A 21,002-nucleotide genomic window follows, 5' to 3' on the forward strand; every position below is an offset into this window, starting at 1 on the left:
TTTTAACAAGTGAGCGATCTTCGACCTGTGAAATGCTCGCACCGATACCATGTTCTTCTCCGTAATGGTCAGCATGAAGTTCCCTTTCAGGGGGAGGAACGACGGTGTCAGGCCGTTATCGCCCACGGCCCACCACTCGCCGTTCGGGCGCTTCCGGTTCTTCGTCCGGAACGCTGTCCACGGCTTCATTCTCCCGCTTATCCATATTAAGCAGGGCATTCAGTTCCGCGAGTCGCGCCGATTTCGTTAGCAGCTCCTGTTCTTTCTCGAAAGGAGCTTCGACTTGTTCCTTCGCTGTTTCCATCTGCTGGAGCAGCGTGGAGAGTTGCTGGCGGCTATGTTCCAGTTTGGCTGGCAAATCCGCCAACATATTGTTCAACCGGGTGATGTTGCCGCCTGCATCCATCCCTAGCGAGATGGTATGGTCCAATGCGCCGCGCAGGGTCGCCTTGTATTCTTTATGGAAGCTGTCAAAGGATAACCATAGGGAAAAACCGAGATAACTGCCCGCCTCCTGCGGCTCGGATGAAGTCATTCCCTTGCACGCCTCCAGCAAGGCCGCGCCTGCTGCCGCTCTCTCCGTGTAGGTAAAATCCTTAATGACCATACCTGGGAACTTGGATTCATCCGTTCCCTCCGGCACAGCCGATTTGGAACGCAGATATAGAGCGACATCCTGTTCATATCCGGCAATTCGATCTTCTGTAGATTTGACTTGTTGCGGCAATACTTTCAGCAACCGATCCTCCAATGCGTAGCGTTGGCTCAAGTGATTAGCCTTGAGCAGCTTAAGCTTGGAAACCTGGATATCCAGGTCCATCTTCTCTTTGATATACGGATTACCGGTTGCCAGCGCCTTGACTTCGGCATAAGAAAGGGCTGCTTCATCGATATCCTCGGCAGAACGTACCGGCGATTTACTGGTCATGATTTGCGAGATAAAGCGCTGTTTATTCTCCAGCGTCTGATACAAATAAGCGTCGAACGTGTTCTCCGTCACATACCGAAAAATGTGTACCTCGCTATTCTCATTGCCTTGCCGGATAATGCGTCCGCTTCGCTGCTCCAGGTCGCGCGGGCGCCAAGGGCAATCGAGATCATGAAGCGCAATCAGCTTCGTTTGCACATTGGTGCCCGCCCCCATTTTAAATGTCGATCCGAGCAGTATACGAATCTGGCCAGTCCGCACCTTGGCGAACAGTTCCTTTTTCTTCACCTCGGTGTTGGCATCGTGAATGTACGCAATCTCCTCGGTAGGCACCCCTTTCTCTGTCAGCTTGCGTCGCAGTTCGTCATACACATTGAACGTTCCGTCTTGCTTTGGGATGGATAGATCGCAAAACACCAGTTGGGCTAGCCGCTTTTCCTCGTGTTCCTTCCATAGCCGAAACACATTGTCCGCACAAACGCTCACTTTACTGCCTTCGTCATCGGGCAACATCGGATTGGCCAGCCGTTGATCCAGTGCCAGCTTACGCCCATCATTCGTAATCTTGAGCATATTGTCTTCGTGCGGCTCTACTTCCTTGGCTCGCACCCGCTCAGCACGGTGGGCGAGATCCGCGACCATTTCCCGCTGGAAGTCGCTTGGCGGCACGGCAACATTGTGGAAATGGGATTTCGGTACGGGAAGCTGGAGCATGTCCGCCGTCTGGATGTCAGCCACTTCCTTGAACATATTCATCAGTTCCGGCAAATTGTAAAAACGGGCAAACCGGGTTTTCGCCCGATAGCCCGTTCCTTCCGGTGCCAGTTCAATCGCCGTGACCGTCTCGCCAAACGTCGAAGCCCAGGAATCAAAATGTTGCAATCCTTGCTTTCGCAGCCGCTCATATTGCAAGTAGCGCTGCATCGTATACATTTCCGTAATGGAATTGGAGATCGGCGTACCCGTCGCAAAGATGATACCCCGGCCTCCGGTCAGTTCGTCCAGATAGCGGCATTTGGCAAACATGTCCGACGACTTCTGCGCTTCGGTTTGCGACAGTCCGGCCACATTGCGCATTTTCGTGTAAAGAAACAGGTTTTTGTACGAATCGGCCTCGTCCACGAATAGCCGATCTACGCCCAGCTCCTCGAAGGTGACCACATCATCCTTGCGGCTGGTATCGTTCAGCTTTGCCAGCTTGGCTTGCAGCGTCTTCCTCGTCTTCTCCAGTTGCTTGATCGCGTACCGTTCGCCCTTGGCCTCCTTCAGCTCGCGAATGCCGCTTGTGATCTCGTAAATTTGTTCCTCCAGTTGTTGACGTTGGCGCTCCATCGATATGGGAATTTTCTCAAACTGCGAATGTCCGATGATGATCGCGTCATAGTCGCCGGTGGCAATCCGCGCGCAAAACGTTTTGCGGTTTTTCGTTTCAAAGTCCTTCTTGGTCGCCACCAGAATATTCGCCGATGGATATAGCTGCAAAAACTCCGCTGCCCACTGCTCCGTCAAATGATTAGGAACAACGAACATGCTTTTGCTGCATAAGCCAAGATGCTTGCTTTCCATGGCCGCAGCGGTCATGGCAAACGTTTTGCCTGCGCCTACACAATGAGCAAAAAGGGAATTGCCTCCATACAGCGCCCGGGCAACCGCATTGACTTGATGTTGGCGCAGCCGGATTTCCGGATTCATTCCCGTAAACCGAATATGACTGCCATCGTACTCGCGCGGGCGGATCGCATTGAAACGATCATTATACAAACGCGTTAATCGTTCCCGCCTCTGCGGGTCTTTCCAAATCCAATCGCGGAACGCTTCTTTCAGCATCTCCTGCTTTTGTTGGGCAATTGCGGTCTCTTGCTTGTTCAAAACGCGCTTTTCCACGCCATTCTCCAGCACGGTATCGAAAATGCGCACATCTCGCAAATTTAAGGTATCTTCCAAAATCTTATACGCATTCACACGATTCGTTCCGAAGGTCACGTTGGCTTTAATGTTGTTGCTGCGGTCATTGCTTTTCCCTCGGACATTCCAGGCAGCTGTATATTCGGAATACAAGACGTCGATAGACTGCCGGAACATGTATGGCGTGTCCACCAGTTCGAATATAAACTCCCGGATCACTTCCGGAGGAAGCCACGTCGCTCCTAACCGCACATCAATCTCGGAAGCATCCAAATCTTTCGGCTGCACCGCTTCTAATGCTTTGACATTTTCGCCGTACCGCTCTGCATCCATTTCGGCGGCACGCCGTGCAATCAGAAGTTTGTCACGAACGTTGCCAGACAAATAAGCGTCCGCCGTTTCAAAAACCGGCTGTCCTTTCTCATCCAGTCTTTCCGGGTTGGGGAAGATCACGCCGCGCAACTCCTGAACAAGCTGTTCCGTTGTCATGCCGGTCAATTCTTGCATATAGGGGAGATCGACACGTGCTTTTTCTCCAATGGAGACGCCCAGCGCTTCCTCTGCCGTTTCCACATGCCGAACGGTCGTGCGCTGCCGAATCGTACGCTTCGTGAACATATCGGCTTTGCGTAGCAGCTTCCCTTCCTCGTCGAGCACTTCCAATGAACAAAGTAAAAAATAGGCGCTATCGTCGGCGAATGCCAGGCTGTTGGCGCGGCTGTTGATCAGACCGTATTGGGCGGTAAAACGATCATACTGCGCATTCAATTTCCGCTGCTGTTCCCGGATCTCTTCGTCGCTATAATCTTCCGTCTGGTATTCGATCAGTTCGCGCACCGTATCCCGCAATCGGATCATACCTTTGATTCGCCCGGCGGCCGTGGCCGACGTGTCCACTCGGTGCATCCGGCTGTTTTCGCGGTAATACAGTTGGCCGTCCACAAGGGTATAACTGAAATTGCGCACGGTCGGATCGGCCGGGAGGGACGTGTCTTCTTCATCCGGCATTACTTCCCTCTCAAACTCCACCCAATCGGCATGGATATTGGTCAGTGCTTCTCCCAGCAGTTCGCTTAAATTAGCATCCGGGTACGGGTTGCAAGTCGTCTCCTGTCTATTGCCATACATCCGGTCATCAAACGCCATCGTCCCAAGCACCATGTCAGGATGCGCAGCAAAGTACGCATTGATCGGCACGCCTTCGGCTGTCTCTGCCAAGCCAATCCATTCCACACTTTGTTCGGTGACAGTCACCATTCGGTCGCGCTTCTGCAGAAACAAAATATCCGCCGTCACTTCCGTTCCGGCGTTGGACTGAAAAGCGTTGTTCGGCAAACGAACCGCGCCCAGCAATTCTGCCCGTTCCGCAATATACTTGCGGACAGCCGGGTTCTGTTTATCCATCGTTCCTTTGGACGTAATAAAGGCAATAATGCCGCCCGGACGCACTTTGTCCAATGTTTTCGCAAAGAAATAATCGTGAATGAGAAACTTGTGCTTGTCATAGCGTGTATCCGCCACACCATACCCTCCGAAAGGAACATTCCCTATGGCCAAATCAAAAAAACTGTCCGGCAAAGCGGTTTCCTCATACCCGCTGATCGCAATCGTCGCCTGCGGGTAAATCTGCTTGGCGATGCGACCTGTGATGCTGTCCAGTTCTACACCAAATAGCTGCGAGTCTTGAAACGACTCCGGAACTAACCCGAAGAAATTGCCGATCCCGCAGGAAGGCTCTAAAATATTGCCGTTGCGAAAGCCCATCCTTTCCAGACAACCATAGATTGCTTTAATGACAACTGGAGACGTATAGTGAGCGTTCAGCGTTGATGCGCGAGCGGACGCATACTCATCCGGTTCCAGCAACGATTGCAGTTCGGCATATTCGGCCGTCCATTGCGCGTTCGCTTCGTCAAATACTTGTGGGATTCCGCCCCATCCGACATAGCGGGCGAGAACGACCTGTTCATCCGCAGTTGCCTGGCGGCCTTCTAGCTCCAATTGTTTGAGCAAGCGAATCGCGGCTACATTAAAACCATACTTAACCTTGGCTCCGCCATGCCCTAACTGGTCATCGGTGATACGGTAATTCACCGCAGTCGTTTGCGGTGCAACAGACCGTACATCCTCGACAGCGGAAGGAGCAGAGGGTGCTTCCTCATTATGCGTCTCATCCGATACTTGTTCGGTTAACTGAAGGGATGCCGAGGCAGACTTCGGCTCATCTCCATCCGAAAGCTCCGGCTCTATTTCTTTTCCGGCATGTTCCTCCGCTTCGGTTTCCACTCCTTGTTCATCAGTTAGCAGATGATCATTAAGCGGATTTTCACGCAGGATGCGTTCAAAATCTCGGCGTTCCAGTTCCTTGGTAAAAAGCGGAAAATGAACATCCCGCAACATCACGATACCGTTTTCCACCAGCAAAATCTCATATTCGTCCGCGCCAAAAAAGACCGTATCGCCGGGCGAATAGGCATAACGCGCCTGCTTCCGCTCCATCGTCTCCGACTGCTGTGAGGAGGACGGCTGTTCTTGTTCCAACCGTTCGCGAGCAGACGCTTCTTCGGCCATCTGCCTGCGGCGCTCCTCCTGTTGCTCGGCAAATGCAGGAAGTCGTTCCGTTTCCAAACGATTCAGATAACGTCCCGCCGCCAGCAACTCGCCGATCCGCTTCTGTACCTTCATCCAAGGCAACACTAGCTTTTGCTCTTGATCCGTCATTGAACGTCGGGTCAACGTGATGCCTTTGCTATCATGGTGCTCATAAATATCCGTGCCGATCAGTACAGGGGCGCGCCAGCCCGTGCCATATTCCCGTTTCAAAAATTCGGCGTTTTCTTTCTCCGATAACGATTGCTGAAAATGGAGAGCAATGCGATATTTACTGTTGGCAAAGCCGCTTCCTTGTTGGAGAATCGCATCGATCACCGCCTGCGGCCAGACAAAAGCGGAGGCTGTATCCGCCTCCGCCTGTTCCATAAATAAGGTTTGCTGCTGAACCGATGGCTCCGTCTTTCGTGCCGGGTCAAATTCGTTAAGTACTATCATACTGTTGATATGGCCGACGATCACTTCCCAATCATAAAAACTTTGTGCGGTTGGTTCGGTTGCCGGACCCGTCCAAAGATGGAGCACATTGCGATACGGTTCATACCCGATGAGAAGGTCTTCGTCCAGCGTAAGCTCGGACTGACCCGGCGCAAACAGGCTACGCACATACAACGCCCGCTCCCCTTCATTTTCATGTGCGGCGAAGAAAGCCTCGATTTCCGACTTGCTTTTCAGTAAAGGAGCGGTGCGCAGTAGATCGTTGATGGCATGATGGTCATGATAAAACGGAAGACTCCGATCTTCCGTTTTTCGATCATACCATTTTAGTTGTAAATCAGTTCCGTCAGAATGGTCTCCTCCACCTGTTGCTTCAGGCTGTTCATGTAACCCGTCCAGCCCAGCGGATCGCTCGCTTTGTCCGGGGCCGGGTGCAGACGGAGCAGTTCGTTCATCGACTGTTCGAGCTGCGTCCGCGCCGACCGATCGATTTCCGTCAGATGCTGGTGCAGTTCGCCCGAGAGCAGCAGGCTGGCGTATGTGCCTTTCTTCTCGGTTTTCAGGTAGTTTTTGCGCAACATCCCATACTTGCCGATCAGTTGATGATCCTCGGTCAGTGTCAGGTCGGGCAGCAGATAGTCCCCATGACGGGTGTAAGTCACTTCCATGTTCATCCGTCCTTTCTGGCAATCGTTTAGCTTCATTTTGTGTCAAGGCCGTTTCTCTTGCAACGGTGCGAACGTCTCTAGCCTGTGAAGTCTGACGTTCTACACGCCGCTGCACCCGTATCGTCGATTCGATTTCCCGCAGCATCATCTCCGCGATATCGCTGATCGCTGCTCCAAGCTGCGAAAGAGCGGGCAGTGTATTGAAATTCCCGATGCCTGAAAGATCCTCCCGTCCAATATAGTGAGAGGCGTTCATACCACAGCGGGTTAGTGCCATATAGGCAACGGAATGATACGCAATCTGACGGAATAGCACTTCCACAGGTTGGCGTTCCAGTTCTTCAAGCAGACTGCCCTCAAGCTCTCGAACAAGCAAATCCACATAATCCGAACTGTTGTCATCCACCGCGTTCCGGGCTGCGCTCAGCAGCGCATTCGGCCATGCCGCATCCGGTTCCTGCTCGCCAAACGCATTGTTCAACGTTTCCGTAACGACCGCTATATCGCCCGGCTCCATGCGCCAAAGCGAGACCGGTCGAGGATCTCGGCTTTGCGTGTCCGAGATATCAAACACATGCCGTAACCCAAAATGGTTGCCCCGGTCTTCGATAAGTGCGATACCTTTCGCCCCGCGTTTGACCCAACGGTTGAGCCGCTTGTTCCAGACGTCGATGGATGCGCAAGCTGTAGCATCGGGCCGCTGTGCATAGATTAATAACTGATCTTGAAACGGATACTTGTAGTTCCACGCCGCTGTCGATAAAAAATCCGCCCAACGGTCGGGATGTTCCACAACCGTGCGGGCGGCATGAACGGACAAATCAACGATATGCTGTATTTTCGAGGTCAACGGTACCTTTCTCCTTTCATAAGATCGTAATCTGATTGGCCAGTTGAATCCCCTCCTCCGAATAGCGGGTCATGATCCGAATCAAGCCCTTACTCTGCAAACGGTGCAAGTTTCGACATACCGTCGAAGGAGAAAAACCTACATCGATTGCCATTTTTGTACTGGACAGGTAGACCGACTTGTGTCGCCCGCCCTATCCAGCAATAGCCGTACAACAGCTTTGCAGCTGGCGGGACGGCTGCTCCCGCGATCAGCTTGTAGCGTGCTAGATCATTCATTGTACGTCCTCCTTCACAAGGTTTACCGCGCCGTTCTGGTTTTGCTGAACAGATCGGCCAAGCAAGTGATTCTTGCGATAGCAGTAGATATAGAAGTTGTAATCGCCAAGATGGGGGAAGCAGCGAATATAATAGCGATAGTGAGTGGTTTGTAAACAGAAACCACAAACATCGGAATGCCATGCGCCGGGGATACGTGCTTCCGGGTGCCGCCTGCAATAGGCTCGCATCTCATTCAAATTGAGCAAAAGTCCTTGCCATTGCAAATGCTGCACAAGTGCCGCCAGTTCCTGGCGAAAGGCAAGCGTCCTCCGTTCCCCGGCATGATCCGACCATGACATCCAAAACTGATCGTCATCAGTGCCGAAATCTCCTCGCAAATGACCGATATAGCTGAGTTCCTTGCTTTGAGTCGCGGTTACTGAATAATAGAAGTAAGCTGTCTCTTCCGGTGCTATCGGTTGAAGTTCGCCAAACATCCCCGAACCTCCGTTTCCGCTAACGTTGCTGTTCCGTTTTTTCTTCCTCCCGGCTGGTGAATTTAATGGGTACCTCCTGTTCCAAAGTCATCATAAGAAGACAGGTTGGCATGATAAAAGACCACATCACCGTCCTGTAATCTAAACGTGGCTCCATACGGATCGACAAAGCGATGCTGAAACCCTTCCCGTCGCCATTGATTGCTGAGCGGCGCGTGGATATACTGCAAATGCGGTTGATTCACATTCTGATTGCGAATCGTTTCGATGTTGAAATTGACAATGATGTACCCGTCCCGCAAAAAAATAGGCGACTTATCGTCCAGCCGATTGGTGCGTCCGTACTCGGCCAAGTTGAATCCTTTGGGGACGACATACGGTGCGGCAGGTAGACTGTATTCGCCGACCCAGCGCTGCACTGACGCATGAGCACGCGAAACGTCGATGCCGGAAGGAACTTCCATACTGCCGATAAATGTCCGAAGCCGTGGTGGGAGCAACATGACATCATATCCGCCCACGTAAACGGGCTGTTGTGCATCTTTCAAAAACTGCTGAATAAACGTTTGCTGGTTGCCAGACGCACCGTTCAGCGACCAAAGGGAAGATGCCGTGTTCGTCAGTTCCTGCTGGGACATATTGCGCAAGCGGGTGTCCAGCGTCACATGACGTCGCTCCACATCTGCACTGGAGCCAATACGAATAAACCGTTTATTCCCCGAATGATAGTACAAGTCCACCTCTTGCCGGTTCTTGCCCTTGCTGTCGACAAAATAGAAGGTTGGCGTAATCTTGATCCCGTCGCCCGAACCAAACATATTGCCCATACTCTTCAATTCAAATTTAATATGGTAGCCCGTTTTGACAGCCACGTTTTTCTTACCGGCATCCGGATGGCTCCCCGGTCGAATCGGCAACACGTAAGGAGGCTGATTACCCCGTGCTGCGCCGTCGATGCCCTTCGTACCCACCCAATAAGCGTTGCCAGTCGGCGTTGCACTTCCTCGTTCTCTGCGAAATACGGTCTCCCAATTAAAGTCGGCAATGTCTGTGATGCGGAAATCATAGACACGGCCGATCACTTCAACCGGCACAACCTGTGTGGCCACATGGTGCGTCAAGTCTAAGTTGGCGTTCATTTGTGACGTAAAGGAGGGAGGACTGTTTTCAGCAATGGTTCGGAATAGTACATCGTAATTGCCCTCGTCCACCCAAACAGGTAAATAAAACGTTGTCTGCACCTGACCGACCGGGATCGACGTCCATGTTTCTTTCGGGATCAGCGTTTTCCGATCCGCTTTGTACACGTCAAACGGAAACCATACTTGCTTGTCGCGCATATACTTGCCATAGTCGCGATTGCCGTAACCCTTTATATCCCGATGCGCTCCACTGGTTGGGATGGCGACCGTAAATGGACGATCCAGAATAAGCGCGGCTCTCCCTGCGGTCGGCTGCGTTTTTTGATTATGCGCCTGATCGTCAGATACAGAAGCCTGATTGACGACCGGCGTATGCACCGTCACCGGATTAATGCCATCAATGGGATAGCTTTGGTTCTGACCGCCCCCAATTCCTTCGATGAGCGTAAAGAAGATCGTGCCGGAGCTTGGTTGATCGGCCTTGTTGGGTTTGCTGGCATCGATCATCAAACCGCTGCTATACAGAACTTTTTGTCCGATCTCGGGCGGAGTCGGTATCTCCCTTGGGGTCGGGGCGGTTTCTTCCGTGATCCGGTTGTCCATAATCGTTTGCCCGTTAAAGATCAGTGAGTCATTTTTCACTTTGATTTTTCCGACAGCCTGTTCCGCTTCGTTGGTCCAATCCTCATTAGGAACGGACGGGCGACTGAAACCTCCTTGAATTGTCTGCCCAGGCAACGATACATTTTGATAGACAGGATCGGTGATGTGGGCCTCACGGGAAGTGTCGTGAGAAACCGAGACCCTCGGCTGCGCGTAGCCGTTCGGCTGCAAGGTAACTTGCCCGCTGGGTAACGCGTAGTTGGAAACCTCTGCTTTTTGTAAGCCGTATACCTCCAGACGATCAATGAGCCAGTAGCTGTACTTGCGCTCCACGGTATAGCTTTTCGTTACGGTTTGCGTATCCGAGCGTGAAACAGGCACTCTGGTCGGATTGCCTTCGCTGTCCGGGGGACCGGAAACGTATTCCGTCCAGCGCAGCGTGTACGTTCGACTAACGGTAATCGGGTACGTCTTCGTCCCTTTGATTTCCGTAAATTTGTTTCGGTACAGATATGCTTTGGCATTCGCTTGAACATAGAGACTCTCCGATGTTGGGATGCCTTGAAGCACGTCGAAGCGTTCCGCACCGCGAGTATCCGCCCGGATCACAGCCGAAGCATCGGGATTCATCACTTCGTTTTCCTTGACAGCTCCAGGCTCTGTTTCGTCATCCGTATCGCCATTTCCCCCTTTGTATACCCCGATAAAATTGGAGCCTCCAGAACCGACAAAGATGGACCGATCCAGCAACTTGCTATCTCCTTTTTCCTGAATAAATAATTTCTCGTCGGGTTTGTTGTTGTTCGTGATATAAGACCGGATGATTTCATACGTCTGCCCGTCTTTGGTGAGCGTGGCTTCAAACGTGTGATTCACTTCATCTCCGGTCGCATGTTCGCCTTTATCCACCTCTTTCAGGACTTGGCCGCCTTCTGTCATATAAATCGCCTTCACCGTATTTTCCTCATGGTATTCGGCGATCAGATTCGTTCCGCCCAGCGCGACGGTAAAGCTGCGAATGCGCACTTTTTCGTTCGTTGCCGGGTTTTCCTGCACCCAAGATTTTCGCGAAGGGTCTTGCTTCGGTGATATATAGGAGCGAACGATGGTATACGTTTTTCCATTGTCTTCGATCACCGCCGGAAATTCATGATTGATCGTCTCCCCGATCTCATACTTTCCTTTTTCAAATGTCACATCCGGTTGGTCAATCACCCGTCCGTCTACTGTCTTAGCGATAACGTCCACCGGGAATTCCGCACTGCGGTAAGGAATATGCAAACCAAAGTAATCATCCAGATCTTCCGGAAATCTCCAGCCTTCCGCTTGCTTGATGCCGGACAACGTATAAAACGGACCTTTCCGCACCGAGCCGTCCGCATTGACCGATACCATCACAGCATAAAAGTAAAGATCGTCATTGTTCTGAATGCCCTCCATCCCTGCTTGCCAGAGACGCTGCGTCACGATTTCTTCGGGGATTTCGTAGTATGATGTCAACGGTTGCCCCGGGATAGGAGGATCGGGATGCTGCCCGATTTGTCGTACTTCCTGATTCATAAATAGCGCATGCGGCCTGCTGCGTGGGTCAGCGCATTGTTTGGGTGATGTTGTGCTGCAAACTTGCTCCCGGGTCACCACCCAGCCCACCGTCCGATAGCGAATCGAAGTGCTCGCCGCCGTGCTGGTGATTTCGAATTGAATCTTGCCGTCACGGATAATCACTTGCGGGAGAGCTGCCGCCGCTTGTTGAACGACGAAAAACGGCATAAAAAAAGTGCATGCCAGCAGCATGCACAGTACTCGTTGATAAAGTTTTCTATTGTCCACCGATCATTCCACCTTTGAAATCGTGTGGTTGAAAAACAAGCTGGCCGTTGGCGAGACTTTCAACGTGCTTCCCCAATTGCCGCCGACATTGGTGACCATTTTGATGTCGGCGTACCCTTCATACCACACATTCTTCTCAAAATCTGCTTCCTGCGGAAACCAGTTATCATAAATCAACCGTTCATGATGTTTAAACGAGAGGAATTGAACCCGAAACTTGACGCGAATATAATCCGCTCCAAACCCGTCATAAAAAATCATGGATGGCTCCGGTTCCAGGTAGCCCATAATATGAATTTGATTTTCTTTCACCCAATCCACATATTCACGAATGTATCTCAATTCCGCATTGGAGTTTTGCATCTTCGTTGCAAACATGGCCTGCGCCCACGTATCATCAATCGTGCGGTAATCTACATTTAACAACAAAGCGCCAAACGTTTTTAAGTGTCCCATCCAGATGTCCACGTTCTGCTTGTTGTATTCGGGGATGGACGCGTACAGTTCGGAAGACACTTTGCTTTCTGAAGGACGGGAGTGGGGGTACGCCATCTCGTACATCTCATTGGGAACATCGGCCAAAATGTAGGGATAGTCCGCCGCATTTTTCGGAAGATCCGTCGTGCGGAGCAAGCGCCCCCATTTATCCGTGTCGCTCTCAGAGATGTCCTTCGTGTGAATTGTCACCGTTGACGTACTGCCGTCCCATTCCACCTCTGCGCCCAGCACCTCGCTGACAAAGCGCAACGGCACATACGTCCGGCCGTCCTTGGTTACCACTTGCGTATCTAAAGCGACCTCTTGTCCATTGACAAGCGCAATATTTGAACCGATTTGAAGTCGAATCTGCTGGCCGTCCCGTTCAATCGGCACCGATTGGCTCTGAGCTTCCCAGCCAACCTTGGCACCGAGCGACTCTGCGACAAAGCGAACCGGCACTAATGTCCGCTGGTTCTCATCAACATAAGCTTGGGCATCGGGAAACCATATTTTCTTGCCGTCCAGCACCACGCTTACAAACGTAGGAGGAAGACTGGCAGCACTTGCCGTAGCCCCGAACAAGCTGATAACCAGGACGGCAATCGTCATGGCCATAAACCATTTCTTCACTCATTTCACCTCTTATTCAAGTAATCCTGACTGGACTGGTTGTACTGTTACTACTAGCATAATGTGCATGAGTCAGACTGTCCACCCTTAGAAAGAGGAACAAGAAAGCGGCATATATCCCTGTTGCGCCGCCGTTTTTTCGCTTGCGAACGTTTCTTCTATCGGATAGGAGTACGGACAGCTTCTGCGATAATATACTTTCATATTGTCTTTCATCGCTCCTACAATCTCCGTTTGCTTCATTACGCGGCTGCCGCCCAGTGCGTAGTTGTTATATTCCTTGCGTCCCATCGGAATTCCCTGCATAAAAGCCACAACGCCTACATCGGCAATCGTGTTGTGCCATTCCTCTAGCGGGATGGACGGCAGTGTAAACGTATAGGAAAGACCATTTCGCAGGGCGACCTCGTTATGCTTGTTGATCCGATAGGACAGCTCATCCTGTATTGCGCCCACGATGGTGCTGAGCCGCACTTCATGAAATAACGCCGCATCTCGTAACAACGGAATGTTGGCCTCCGCCTGAATGTCCCTACGAAAACCCTCATGCCAACTGCGAGTTGCCGCAGCATACACCAGCACTTGTTCATCCAACGTAAAGGAATAGCTGTTGCCGCTTGAATCGGTATACGCATACGGCCGTTTGGTTCCCCAAGCCGGTGCCATGACCGTTTGGCCGTTACGATCTGTCCATTCATCCTCGGCATAAACATAAAACCCATCGTATCCAATGACAACAATCACCGGAATGTAACGGTTCAAAACCCGTTGCGCAACCGGATCGCCGGATATGCCGAAATTGGTGTACAACGTCCGGTAAAACGCCGTGAGCGCTTCCTCCGTGTTGACCGCCACTCGCTTGACCGACTCGTAGCGTGACTCATGCTGCTGATCTGCATTGATGATGAGTGCTTGTGCCGCCGCATCCACCGCTGCATCCATGGCAGCGTCATAACGCAGTTCGAGCAGCATCGTTTGACGCATCAGTTCTACGTCAATCTGATTGATTGTGGCAAACGGGAAAAAGATCAGCACACCAACGACAGCCCATTCAATCCACTTCATTGCGTACCACCCCGCCATAAGGAATGAATATTTTATCGTTCGGGCTGACGGTGCTGTTCAGAAAATCAAACAAGACCGTGCCGGGCGTACGGCTCACATTTTTGACCGTGACGGTGAACGTATCGCCCACCCGCAGTTTGTACCTTCTTGACGGGTCGTCTCTGGGGGCAGAGCTACCGGGAAACAGCACCGGCAAGATCTGAGCGTTGTAAAACGCATCGTAATGCACTTCATACGTACCCTGGAACGTTTCTGGCCTGGTCGGATCGTCATATACCGGCACATATTTCTTGCTTTCATGTTCCATCTGCACATCGAAATCAAGGCCCGTCGCCTCAATAGTTTGTCTGAAATCGGTATACATGGTCGGTGAAATATATCCTTTGTCACGTACCGCATCCACAAACGCCGTTGTCGCCCGCAGGACGACTAATTCTGAAATATCATCCTGCTGCTGGAACGCTGTGTAAATCGGGTAGATGTAAAGCAGCAGTACGGCAAGCAGTATCGCAAACACCTTGATATAACTGTTCATGGCATTCTCCTCAACGTGTGACGACTACCAGGCGCAACAGCCGCCCGTCCGTGTCACGTTCGTGCAAGACGCTGTATCGGCCATGGAGTTGGATTCTGTCTGAAAACCATTGCTCCCGGTTCACCGGTGATGCGTATCGGACGCCATCCACCACGATTTCCGCATCTCCTTCTTCCAACCGCGCGATGGCCTGAAACACTTCGGTTCCCGACATCCTGCCATCACCGGACAAGGGAGACAACGTTTGCCGGATGGTCCGGTCCTGCGTCATACCGGCGAGATAGGCCGTATCGGCAAGCGTCGCGCCGTTTTGAAACAGCCATAGCCCGTTAACCACGGCGATCAAAAACAGGAGACAGGATGCACTCACCTCCAACATCGTTCGCGTCGCGTAATCCAATGGCTTCCTCCTTTCAGCAAAAGGGGGCGCCAGCTAGACGGCCCCCCCCTTGGCTTCATTTCGTTTTCGTGCCTTATTGTTGGCGGAACACGATCCCGCGAATGACGTTGCTGCGATCCAGCACCAATTTCGCCTGAAACTTTCCGCTTGGATTAACATAGTTCACATTGGCTTCATCGACGGTATGCTCCAGACGTCCAGGCGCATCGCCAACGACCGATCCATACGTAATGCTGTCCATCGGAACGCCAATGTTGATGACTTTGCCATACCACTGCCCGGTCGGGTTTTTCCCGGTGATTATTTGGATGCCAAACTGTTCCTGATCCGAAAACTTGCGCAGTGCATTGACGACTTGACTGCCCGAAAGTGTCGTGTTGTCGTACACTGTAAAGGCCGTCTGCGATAATTCCGTTTGGATATTGCTAAAATTGCTTTGAGCTGCTTTTGTTGAATCTTGCGCGGAAATAAACAACACGACGGCGAGGGTAATGAGCGCAATTGCGAGGAAAATGCCCGCCGCCATTACCAGCGCCTTTTGTGCATTGGACATGGTCGATCTCTCCTTTAAATGTAGAAATAAAAAACGGTCCTTTCCAACATGGAAAGCACCACTAAAGTTGAATTATTGAATGCGTTGCAATTGCTCGTAGTACACCGACATTTGGTTCAAGCTGACAACAATAAGCGGAATGACCAGATAACCGAAAATAAGCGCCATCATTGGTGTGAACCCGATCATTCTGCCCCATCTCGCCTTGTGCTCAATCAATCGTTCGTACTCCTGCTTGCGTTCTTCCTGTGCATACACGTACTCGGACTCCAAATCATCAAACGCTTTTCGAATCGGCAGCGTGCTTGCCGCCAGTTCCAGCTTTTCCACCATGCGCACGAATGGCTGAAAAGGCGCATCCTCCTTGAGCTGCTCCAGCGCCTGTTCAGCGCCTTGATCAAAATGGAGCAGGCATGTTTGCAGCGGCTCTTCGAACACGCGGGCGAACTGCTCCATCCAGATTAGCAAATGCTCTACCGACATGCGATCCATATCGGCCAGCATCGCAATGACCGCCTGCAATTGATCCACTTCATGCTTCATTTCCATTTGCCGCATTTTGCGCTGAAACAGGCGAATGCCGACCGGCGCCCAGTAGCCGACCCAGCCCGCCAAAACGGTCAATAGTGCTTGCCACCATTTGACGTATTGCCTGTCGAGTTTCTCCAACTTGCCCATAATGCGCTGTGTATCCGCGCGAAGCGCTTCATCCGAACGTTCTCCTCCAGTCTCCTTTCGCAACAGCTCCAAGAGCGACTCCTCTGTAGGCCTCACCCCCTTTACTTGTTCGATGATTCTCCGATCCAGCGCGGCTGCTTCCAGCGCTCTTTCCTGCTCCTCAGGCGTCGCTTGACCAAACAACGTATTGGCATACACCGGCGCATATAGCACTTGATGCCGATCCGCATAAGGCAAAGCTATGAATAGTCCCATTGCTGCAAGAAAAGCCATGCTTCCCGCCACGATTCGCTGGACATAAAACCATTCCAACCGTAGAGGAGAAGCCGTTTCTTTCAGTAGCTTCACCATCCGTTCCGCTTCCCTTGAGCCAGGAGCAGGACCCAATCGGTGAACGAGCCAACGCATCCAGCCCCGGCCGTGCGCCCATTTCTCCCATCTCTTTCGGTTGGTGATTTTCGGCGAGGTCTCCAAGCTCTGAATATGACGAAGCAGAACATAGGAGAGCCAAACGACCCCCATCAAGGCGAGCTTTATGCTCCAACCCATCACACTGCTGTAAAAGGCGTCCATCGCCGAAAAATAATAGCTGGCCCATGCTTCAATCGGACGGGTAAACAAGAGCGGAAGCAGGGCAATAACGGACAGCCCATGCAGCAAAAAACCAAGGCGTTCCCGGCGCAACAATTCAAAGTTCAATTCACCGGCCAATTTTCCCAATGCCTTCAAATACAATGATCCGCTATCCGTTTGTTTGTCTCCGTATTCCTTCACCAGATACGACAATCCGGCCAAACCTTTCAAATAACGGTTCGGAGCCGTTTCCAAGTATTGTTCCAGTCGTTCTTCCGCGTGGCTGTCGGTCAACACTTCAACGATTTCCTGGCCGTGCAAAGTCATTTCATACGGCGCTTCATCCGTCGCTTCGTAAATCGCTTCTTCTACCATTCCGTGTCGGTGATAATGATGACGGACATCCCCGAAAAACTGGCGTAGCTGACGCAACAATCGCATTTCCAACCGTTGTACGAATACGTCTGTTAACATGCCGTGGCAAACCCAACCGCCAATCATCAGCATGACAAGTGTAAATACATCGCGCACCCAAAGCGTGATCGGCACAGCCGCTGCAAGCAACATGCCCCAGAGCCAAAGCGCCGTCCGCATCGTCTCCAGACGCAGCTTCCACTCATCGCCCAGGTGGAGAATGACCAAACGACGACGAATGAAGTGTAAGTAGGTACGCAAGAGCGGTACACGAGAGCAGAGGGTATAGAGTTGTTGCATGCCGTTGTGCAATGCCTGCTTGTTGCTCGTTTTGGCAGGTTGGCGCAAGGCTTCATACTTTCGTGCTGCCCCGGCTTCCCCATAGCGGGACAAAAATTGAAACGCTAAGACCGCCCCAAGAAACAACAGCGTCGCTCCGCCAAGCAGCAGGGAAAGCCACTCAAGATTCATCGCCATCCCCCCAATTACACAAAAACGCCTCGAAAGCTGCCTGGTCCGGACCGGCAAGCCGCTCTGTAATATCTTTGCGGCTTTGTTCGGACAACGGATGAACCGCAACATAACGGCCGTCCCGATATTCAATGACATTTCGCGCTTCATACAGTTTCCGATCCGTGGAGCGATGGAAGTAGTCCGTCACCGTCTCCATAAACGCATCCATCTTCTCATCCAGCGTCTTTTTCTCGCGAAAGTCTGTCCGGTAAGGCATTTCCTGTGCAAGCGGTACGCATTCCGTGATGCGCTCGATATAGCGGCGACCGTCCGCATCCCGTTTTAAGTGAATATCAAAGTTGATGACGCTGACCACTTGCTGTTCTGCCACCTGTTCATTGGTAAACACGCCGGTTTTGAGCAATGAATTGCGCAAGGACAACACCAAATCGCGAAACGTTTTGGCGTGGTGGGTAAACAACGTAAAAAGTGAAGCCACTTGCGCCATTTGGATCATCCAGGCCGCTACCGGGTCGGTCGCCACCTCACCCAAAATGTTGACCGAGCCGTCCGTTTTTTTCTGTATATCCAGCCCGGCCTGACCGGAGATCGTTTCAGTTTCCCGAAGGCTGAGAATATTACGATTCGGATAAATTTTGCGCAGTTGCAGTTCAAAGCTCATCTCTTGAACGCGAATCGGGAGCAGGGCGGATATATGACGCACCATGGCCATAAGCAGCGTCGTTTTCCCGCTGCCTTGCGCGCCGGTTATCGCCGTAATGCGCTCTCCCATCACAAGATAGCGAATCAGAGCAATCGGCAGTTCCGCATGTTCATCGCGAATCAGCTGTTCTAAAGTGGCATTTTGCACATCAAATTTGCGCACAAAAAAAGCCCACGACTCGGCAAATCGGGGGCGCAGCACCACGACACGAGAACCGTCGGCCATTTCATTCACCTTGTATCCGGTCGTTTCGGACAACTGGCCGGGAAAATTATGCTTGTAGATGTTTTGGCATACGCGCCGCAGTTCCAGTTCCGATCCAAAGGAGAGGAAACTAAGGTGGATGGATTTCCCCTCATAAAAAACCCACACACTGTCATGCGCGCGCGGCACTTCGCCGAGTTGAACATCCCCTTCCCAATCCCATGTTTCTTCCCATACGGAAGGCGGCAAACCGGAAACTCCGCCGGACACGCCGTCAATGCGCATATCGCGCAGTTCGTCCACGACACTAAAGCCTTTGTAGTGCTGGTAAATGCGCTGCACCACGATTTGCAGTTTATCCTCTTCCGATAGCTGGACGTCCTCTTGTTCATAAATCTCGCCGATCTCCTCAGACGTAATACGGTAAGACAGCTCCTGTTCTTCATGGGCATCCGGCTTGGGCCGATCCAGATCATAGCGGCGTATGAGTTCACTAAGCGCATGATAGCCGTGACGTTTTTTGTATACATGAAGCAAGATGTCAAACCGATCCTGATGCGACAACGATTCAGGGCAATCAAACGGGATCAACCGGTTCAGATGTTCATGATCCAACGTATAGTGCTGTGCAAGCAAATCGGTTATATATTGCTTGACATACATTTTGTCACGCAGATCACCAGACGTGCATCCGCGCAGCGCTTTTTTCATCTCGGCCCGCTTGTTTTTCCGTCGCCGGTACTCTTCTTCTGATAGACCGTAATCCGTCAGATTGGCGCTTATCACGTCATGCAGTGCTCTTTTGACGTATTCTTCCATCGCCTTCAACGTGTACACCGGCGATTCCTGCTGGCGTTCCGGCAAGGTTCGGCTCATGCGCAAATACAGGAACAATACGCCTATTAAGACAATGCCTCCGATCAACAGACCATGTAACACGCCCATCATATCGTGGTCTCCTTCCCGCCGAAAAAGGCATTGTGCAAGCCCGTTTGTTCAATCAACGCAAGTGCCAACGCTCGCACGTCTCGCATGAACAGATAGTTTTCATGTTCCCGCGGCACTTGCCGATTGCGATACATGTAAGAAATCGCCTGCCCGTTTTGTCCATCATCCAACCACCGTGTATTGTAACTGACCGAACATGTTTGTAAACGCCGTCCATAAGGACGCAACAAATTTTTATGGGTCAAAGATGAGTACCGATCATATTTTCCGAATACGAGCACATGCTTTTTAGTTGCGAGCATCGCTTGAAGTTCATCCATCCGAAAAAAACGATGGACAGCCAACCGATTTTGCGGGAGGCACACCACCAGCACATCCGCCAGCCGCAGTAAACCGTTGGTCCATTCCGATGAATTTCCGCTGCCGCCATCCACAAACACAAGATCATACATCCGTTTCGCCATGCTTAGCAGCGATTCCATCCAAGGCGTGGCCATGTCAATAAAACGATCATCCGGCTTGCTTGAACCCGGCAGCAAGTCGAGCCTGTCCTTTAACAAAGGCAGCGTGTAATCCCGAATCATGTTGGGGTGCAATTTTCGGTTTTGCAGCAGTCGCAATAACGCATCTACCCCCATATTGACTGAGACATCCATGTCCATCTCCCGAGAGGCATGCGTTTGATAAAAGCATTGCTTCAAGGCGATATCGTGACTTTCACAATGACCCAGCAGCAACATATGTGCCGAATACTCCAGTCCCATGACCGAGGCAGTCGCTGCCAGATTGCTCGTTGTCCCGGTTCCCGATACCGGACTCCAAAACACGATTGTATGTCCCGTCACCGTGTCCCCTCCTTTTCTCAATCATTTTGATCAGCTTGATTAGCGACGGAAGGCAGCGCGTTCTTGGCGAAGTCGCTTCCATGCCCTGCGAACGGTTTTGTCGTCCCACTCAAACAACTGTTGTGCCATCTCCCATATCGTGCGACGATACGTTCCCGATAGTCCCTTCACATCGATGCGGCCATGATGCTGGTTTTCCAGCTCGACGGATACATCATGCTCATCCAGCGGAAAACGAAAAACCGCTTCCTCCCAGCGAATGGTCTGCTGAGCAAAGGCGGAATCGAGATACGCCTCGGTGACAGTCAGAGGAACAACGGATAGCATCATCTTGTAAAACGATACCGGTTGATTCTGTGCTTCATGCAAGCATAACCGCTGCATCAATTCGACATTTCGCTGCATGGTCAATCGGTTGAAATTGCTGCACCAGATCCGCTTGTCGTAATGGGGTAACTCCCGCCCTTTGACCATTTCGGTATGGTCGGTGTCCAGCAGCATCACATCGTAATCCATGCCATTTGCTTTCTGATACAAGTATCGTTCCACCTGCGAATACAATATAAAACCACAGGCCACGTCTATGCCTTCAAACTCATAGAGCGGAGCACGAAATTCTTCCTGCGGCAAATATCCCTGTGTCGTTTGCGCTAGGGTAGAGTCCACCACTAGCACCTTGTAATCCATCGCGGCCAGGAGTTTGCCAAGTAATAACAGCACATGACTTTTGTCTGGCGCTCCTAAAAATACAATCTTTTTCATGATTCCT

Annotated in this window: 13 protein-coding genes; all 13 read right to left on the bottom strand. The window is 51.6% G+C overall.

Annotation, left to right across the window (positions count from 1 at the left end; genetic code table 11):
* Positions 1–115: 115 nt before the first annotated feature.
* The 13 genes from MKX76_RS18240 to MKX76_RS18300 all read right to left on the bottom strand — a co-directional run bounded on the left by MKX76_RS18240 (position 116) and on the right by MKX76_RS18300 (position 20,995).
* Positions 116–7,399, bottom strand: coding sequence for a DEAD/DEAH box helicase family protein (locus MKX76_RS18240; protein ID WP_341034378.1), 7,284 nt, complete (start codon positions 7,397–7,399; stop codon positions 116–118).
* An 89-nt stretch (positions 7,400–7,488) separates the two neighbouring features.
* Complete coding sequence (locus MKX76_RS18245) at positions 7,489–7,677, bottom strand: hypothetical protein (protein WP_293654451.1); 189 nt, start codon at positions 7,675–7,677, stop codon at positions 7,489–7,491.
* Positions 7,674–8,156 carry a hypothetical protein gene (locus MKX76_RS18250; RefSeq protein ID WP_293654452.1) on the bottom strand — a complete coding sequence of 161 codons (483 nt, stop codon included), beginning with the start codon at positions 8,154–8,156 and terminating at the stop codon, positions 7,674–7,676. The genes MKX76_RS18245 and MKX76_RS18250 overlap by 4 nt, the downstream gene beginning before the upstream one ends.
* A 62-nt stretch (positions 8,157–8,218) precedes the next feature.
* Positions 8,219–11,731: a DUF5704 domain-containing protein gene (locus MKX76_RS18255; protein ID WP_341034379.1), complete on the bottom strand. Its 3,513-nt coding sequence runs from the start codon at positions 11,729–11,731 to the stop codon at positions 8,219–8,221.
* Positions 11,732–11,734: 3 nt separating this feature from the next.
* Complete coding sequence (locus MKX76_RS18260; RefSeq protein WP_283927145.1) at positions 11,735–12,841, bottom strand: copper amine oxidase N-terminal domain-containing protein; 1,107 nt, start codon at positions 12,839–12,841, stop codon at positions 11,735–11,737.
* Positions 12,842–12,928: 87 nt separating this feature from the next.
* Positions 12,929–13,906 carry a hypothetical protein gene (locus tag MKX76_RS18265; RefSeq protein ID WP_293654454.1) on the bottom strand — a complete coding sequence of 326 codons (978 nt, stop codon included), beginning with the start codon at positions 13,904–13,906 and terminating at the stop codon, positions 12,929–12,931.
* Positions 13,893–14,441: a hypothetical protein gene (locus tag MKX76_RS18270; RefSeq protein WP_055109602.1), complete on the bottom strand. Its 549-nt coding sequence runs from the start codon at positions 14,439–14,441 to the stop codon at positions 13,893–13,895. Before MKX76_RS18270 ends, MKX76_RS18265 begins: the two co-directional genes overlap by 14 nt.
* A 10-nt stretch (positions 14,442–14,451) precedes the next feature.
* On the bottom strand, positions 14,452–14,820 hold the full coding sequence (locus tag MKX76_RS18275) for a hypothetical protein (RefSeq protein WP_341035056.1): 369 nt from the start codon (positions 14,818–14,820) through the stop codon (positions 14,452–14,454).
* 94 nt (positions 14,821–14,914) lie between these two features.
* Positions 14,915–15,394: a hypothetical protein gene (locus tag MKX76_RS18280; RefSeq protein ID WP_054819771.1), complete on the bottom strand. Its 480-nt coding sequence runs from the start codon at positions 15,392–15,394 to the stop codon at positions 14,915–14,917.
* Between the two features lie 72 nt (positions 15,395–15,466).
* Positions 15,467–17,530 (bottom strand): hypothetical protein, encoded by a 2,064-nt coding sequence (locus tag MKX76_RS18285; RefSeq protein ID WP_341034381.1) that lies wholly within the window; start codon positions 17,528–17,530, stop codon positions 15,467–15,469.
* Positions 17,520–19,388, bottom strand: coding sequence for a pilus assembly protein CpaF (locus tag MKX76_RS18290; RefSeq protein ID WP_283927142.1), 1,869 nt, complete (start codon positions 19,386–19,388; stop codon positions 17,520–17,522). Before MKX76_RS18290 ends, MKX76_RS18285 begins: the two co-directional genes overlap by 11 nt.
* Positions 19,385–20,128 carry a hypothetical protein gene (locus MKX76_RS18295; RefSeq protein WP_341034383.1) on the bottom strand — a complete coding sequence of 248 codons (744 nt, stop codon included), beginning with the start codon at positions 20,126–20,128 and terminating at the stop codon, positions 19,385–19,387. The genes MKX76_RS18290 and MKX76_RS18295 overlap by 4 nt, the downstream gene beginning before the upstream one ends.
* A gap of 144 nt (positions 20,129–20,272) precedes the next feature.
* Positions 20,273–20,995 carry a hypothetical protein gene (locus tag MKX76_RS18300; protein ID WP_341034384.1) on the bottom strand — a complete coding sequence of 241 codons (723 nt, stop codon included), beginning with the start codon at positions 20,993–20,995 and terminating at the stop codon, positions 20,273–20,275.
* Positions 20,996–21,002 lie beyond the last annotated feature (7 nt).

This window comes from Paenibacillus sp. FSL R5-0810 (assembly GCF_038002285.1).
Taxonomy (GTDB): Bacteria; Bacillota; Bacilli; order Paenibacillales; family Paenibacillaceae; genus Paenibacillus_AQ; species Paenibacillus_AQ lactis.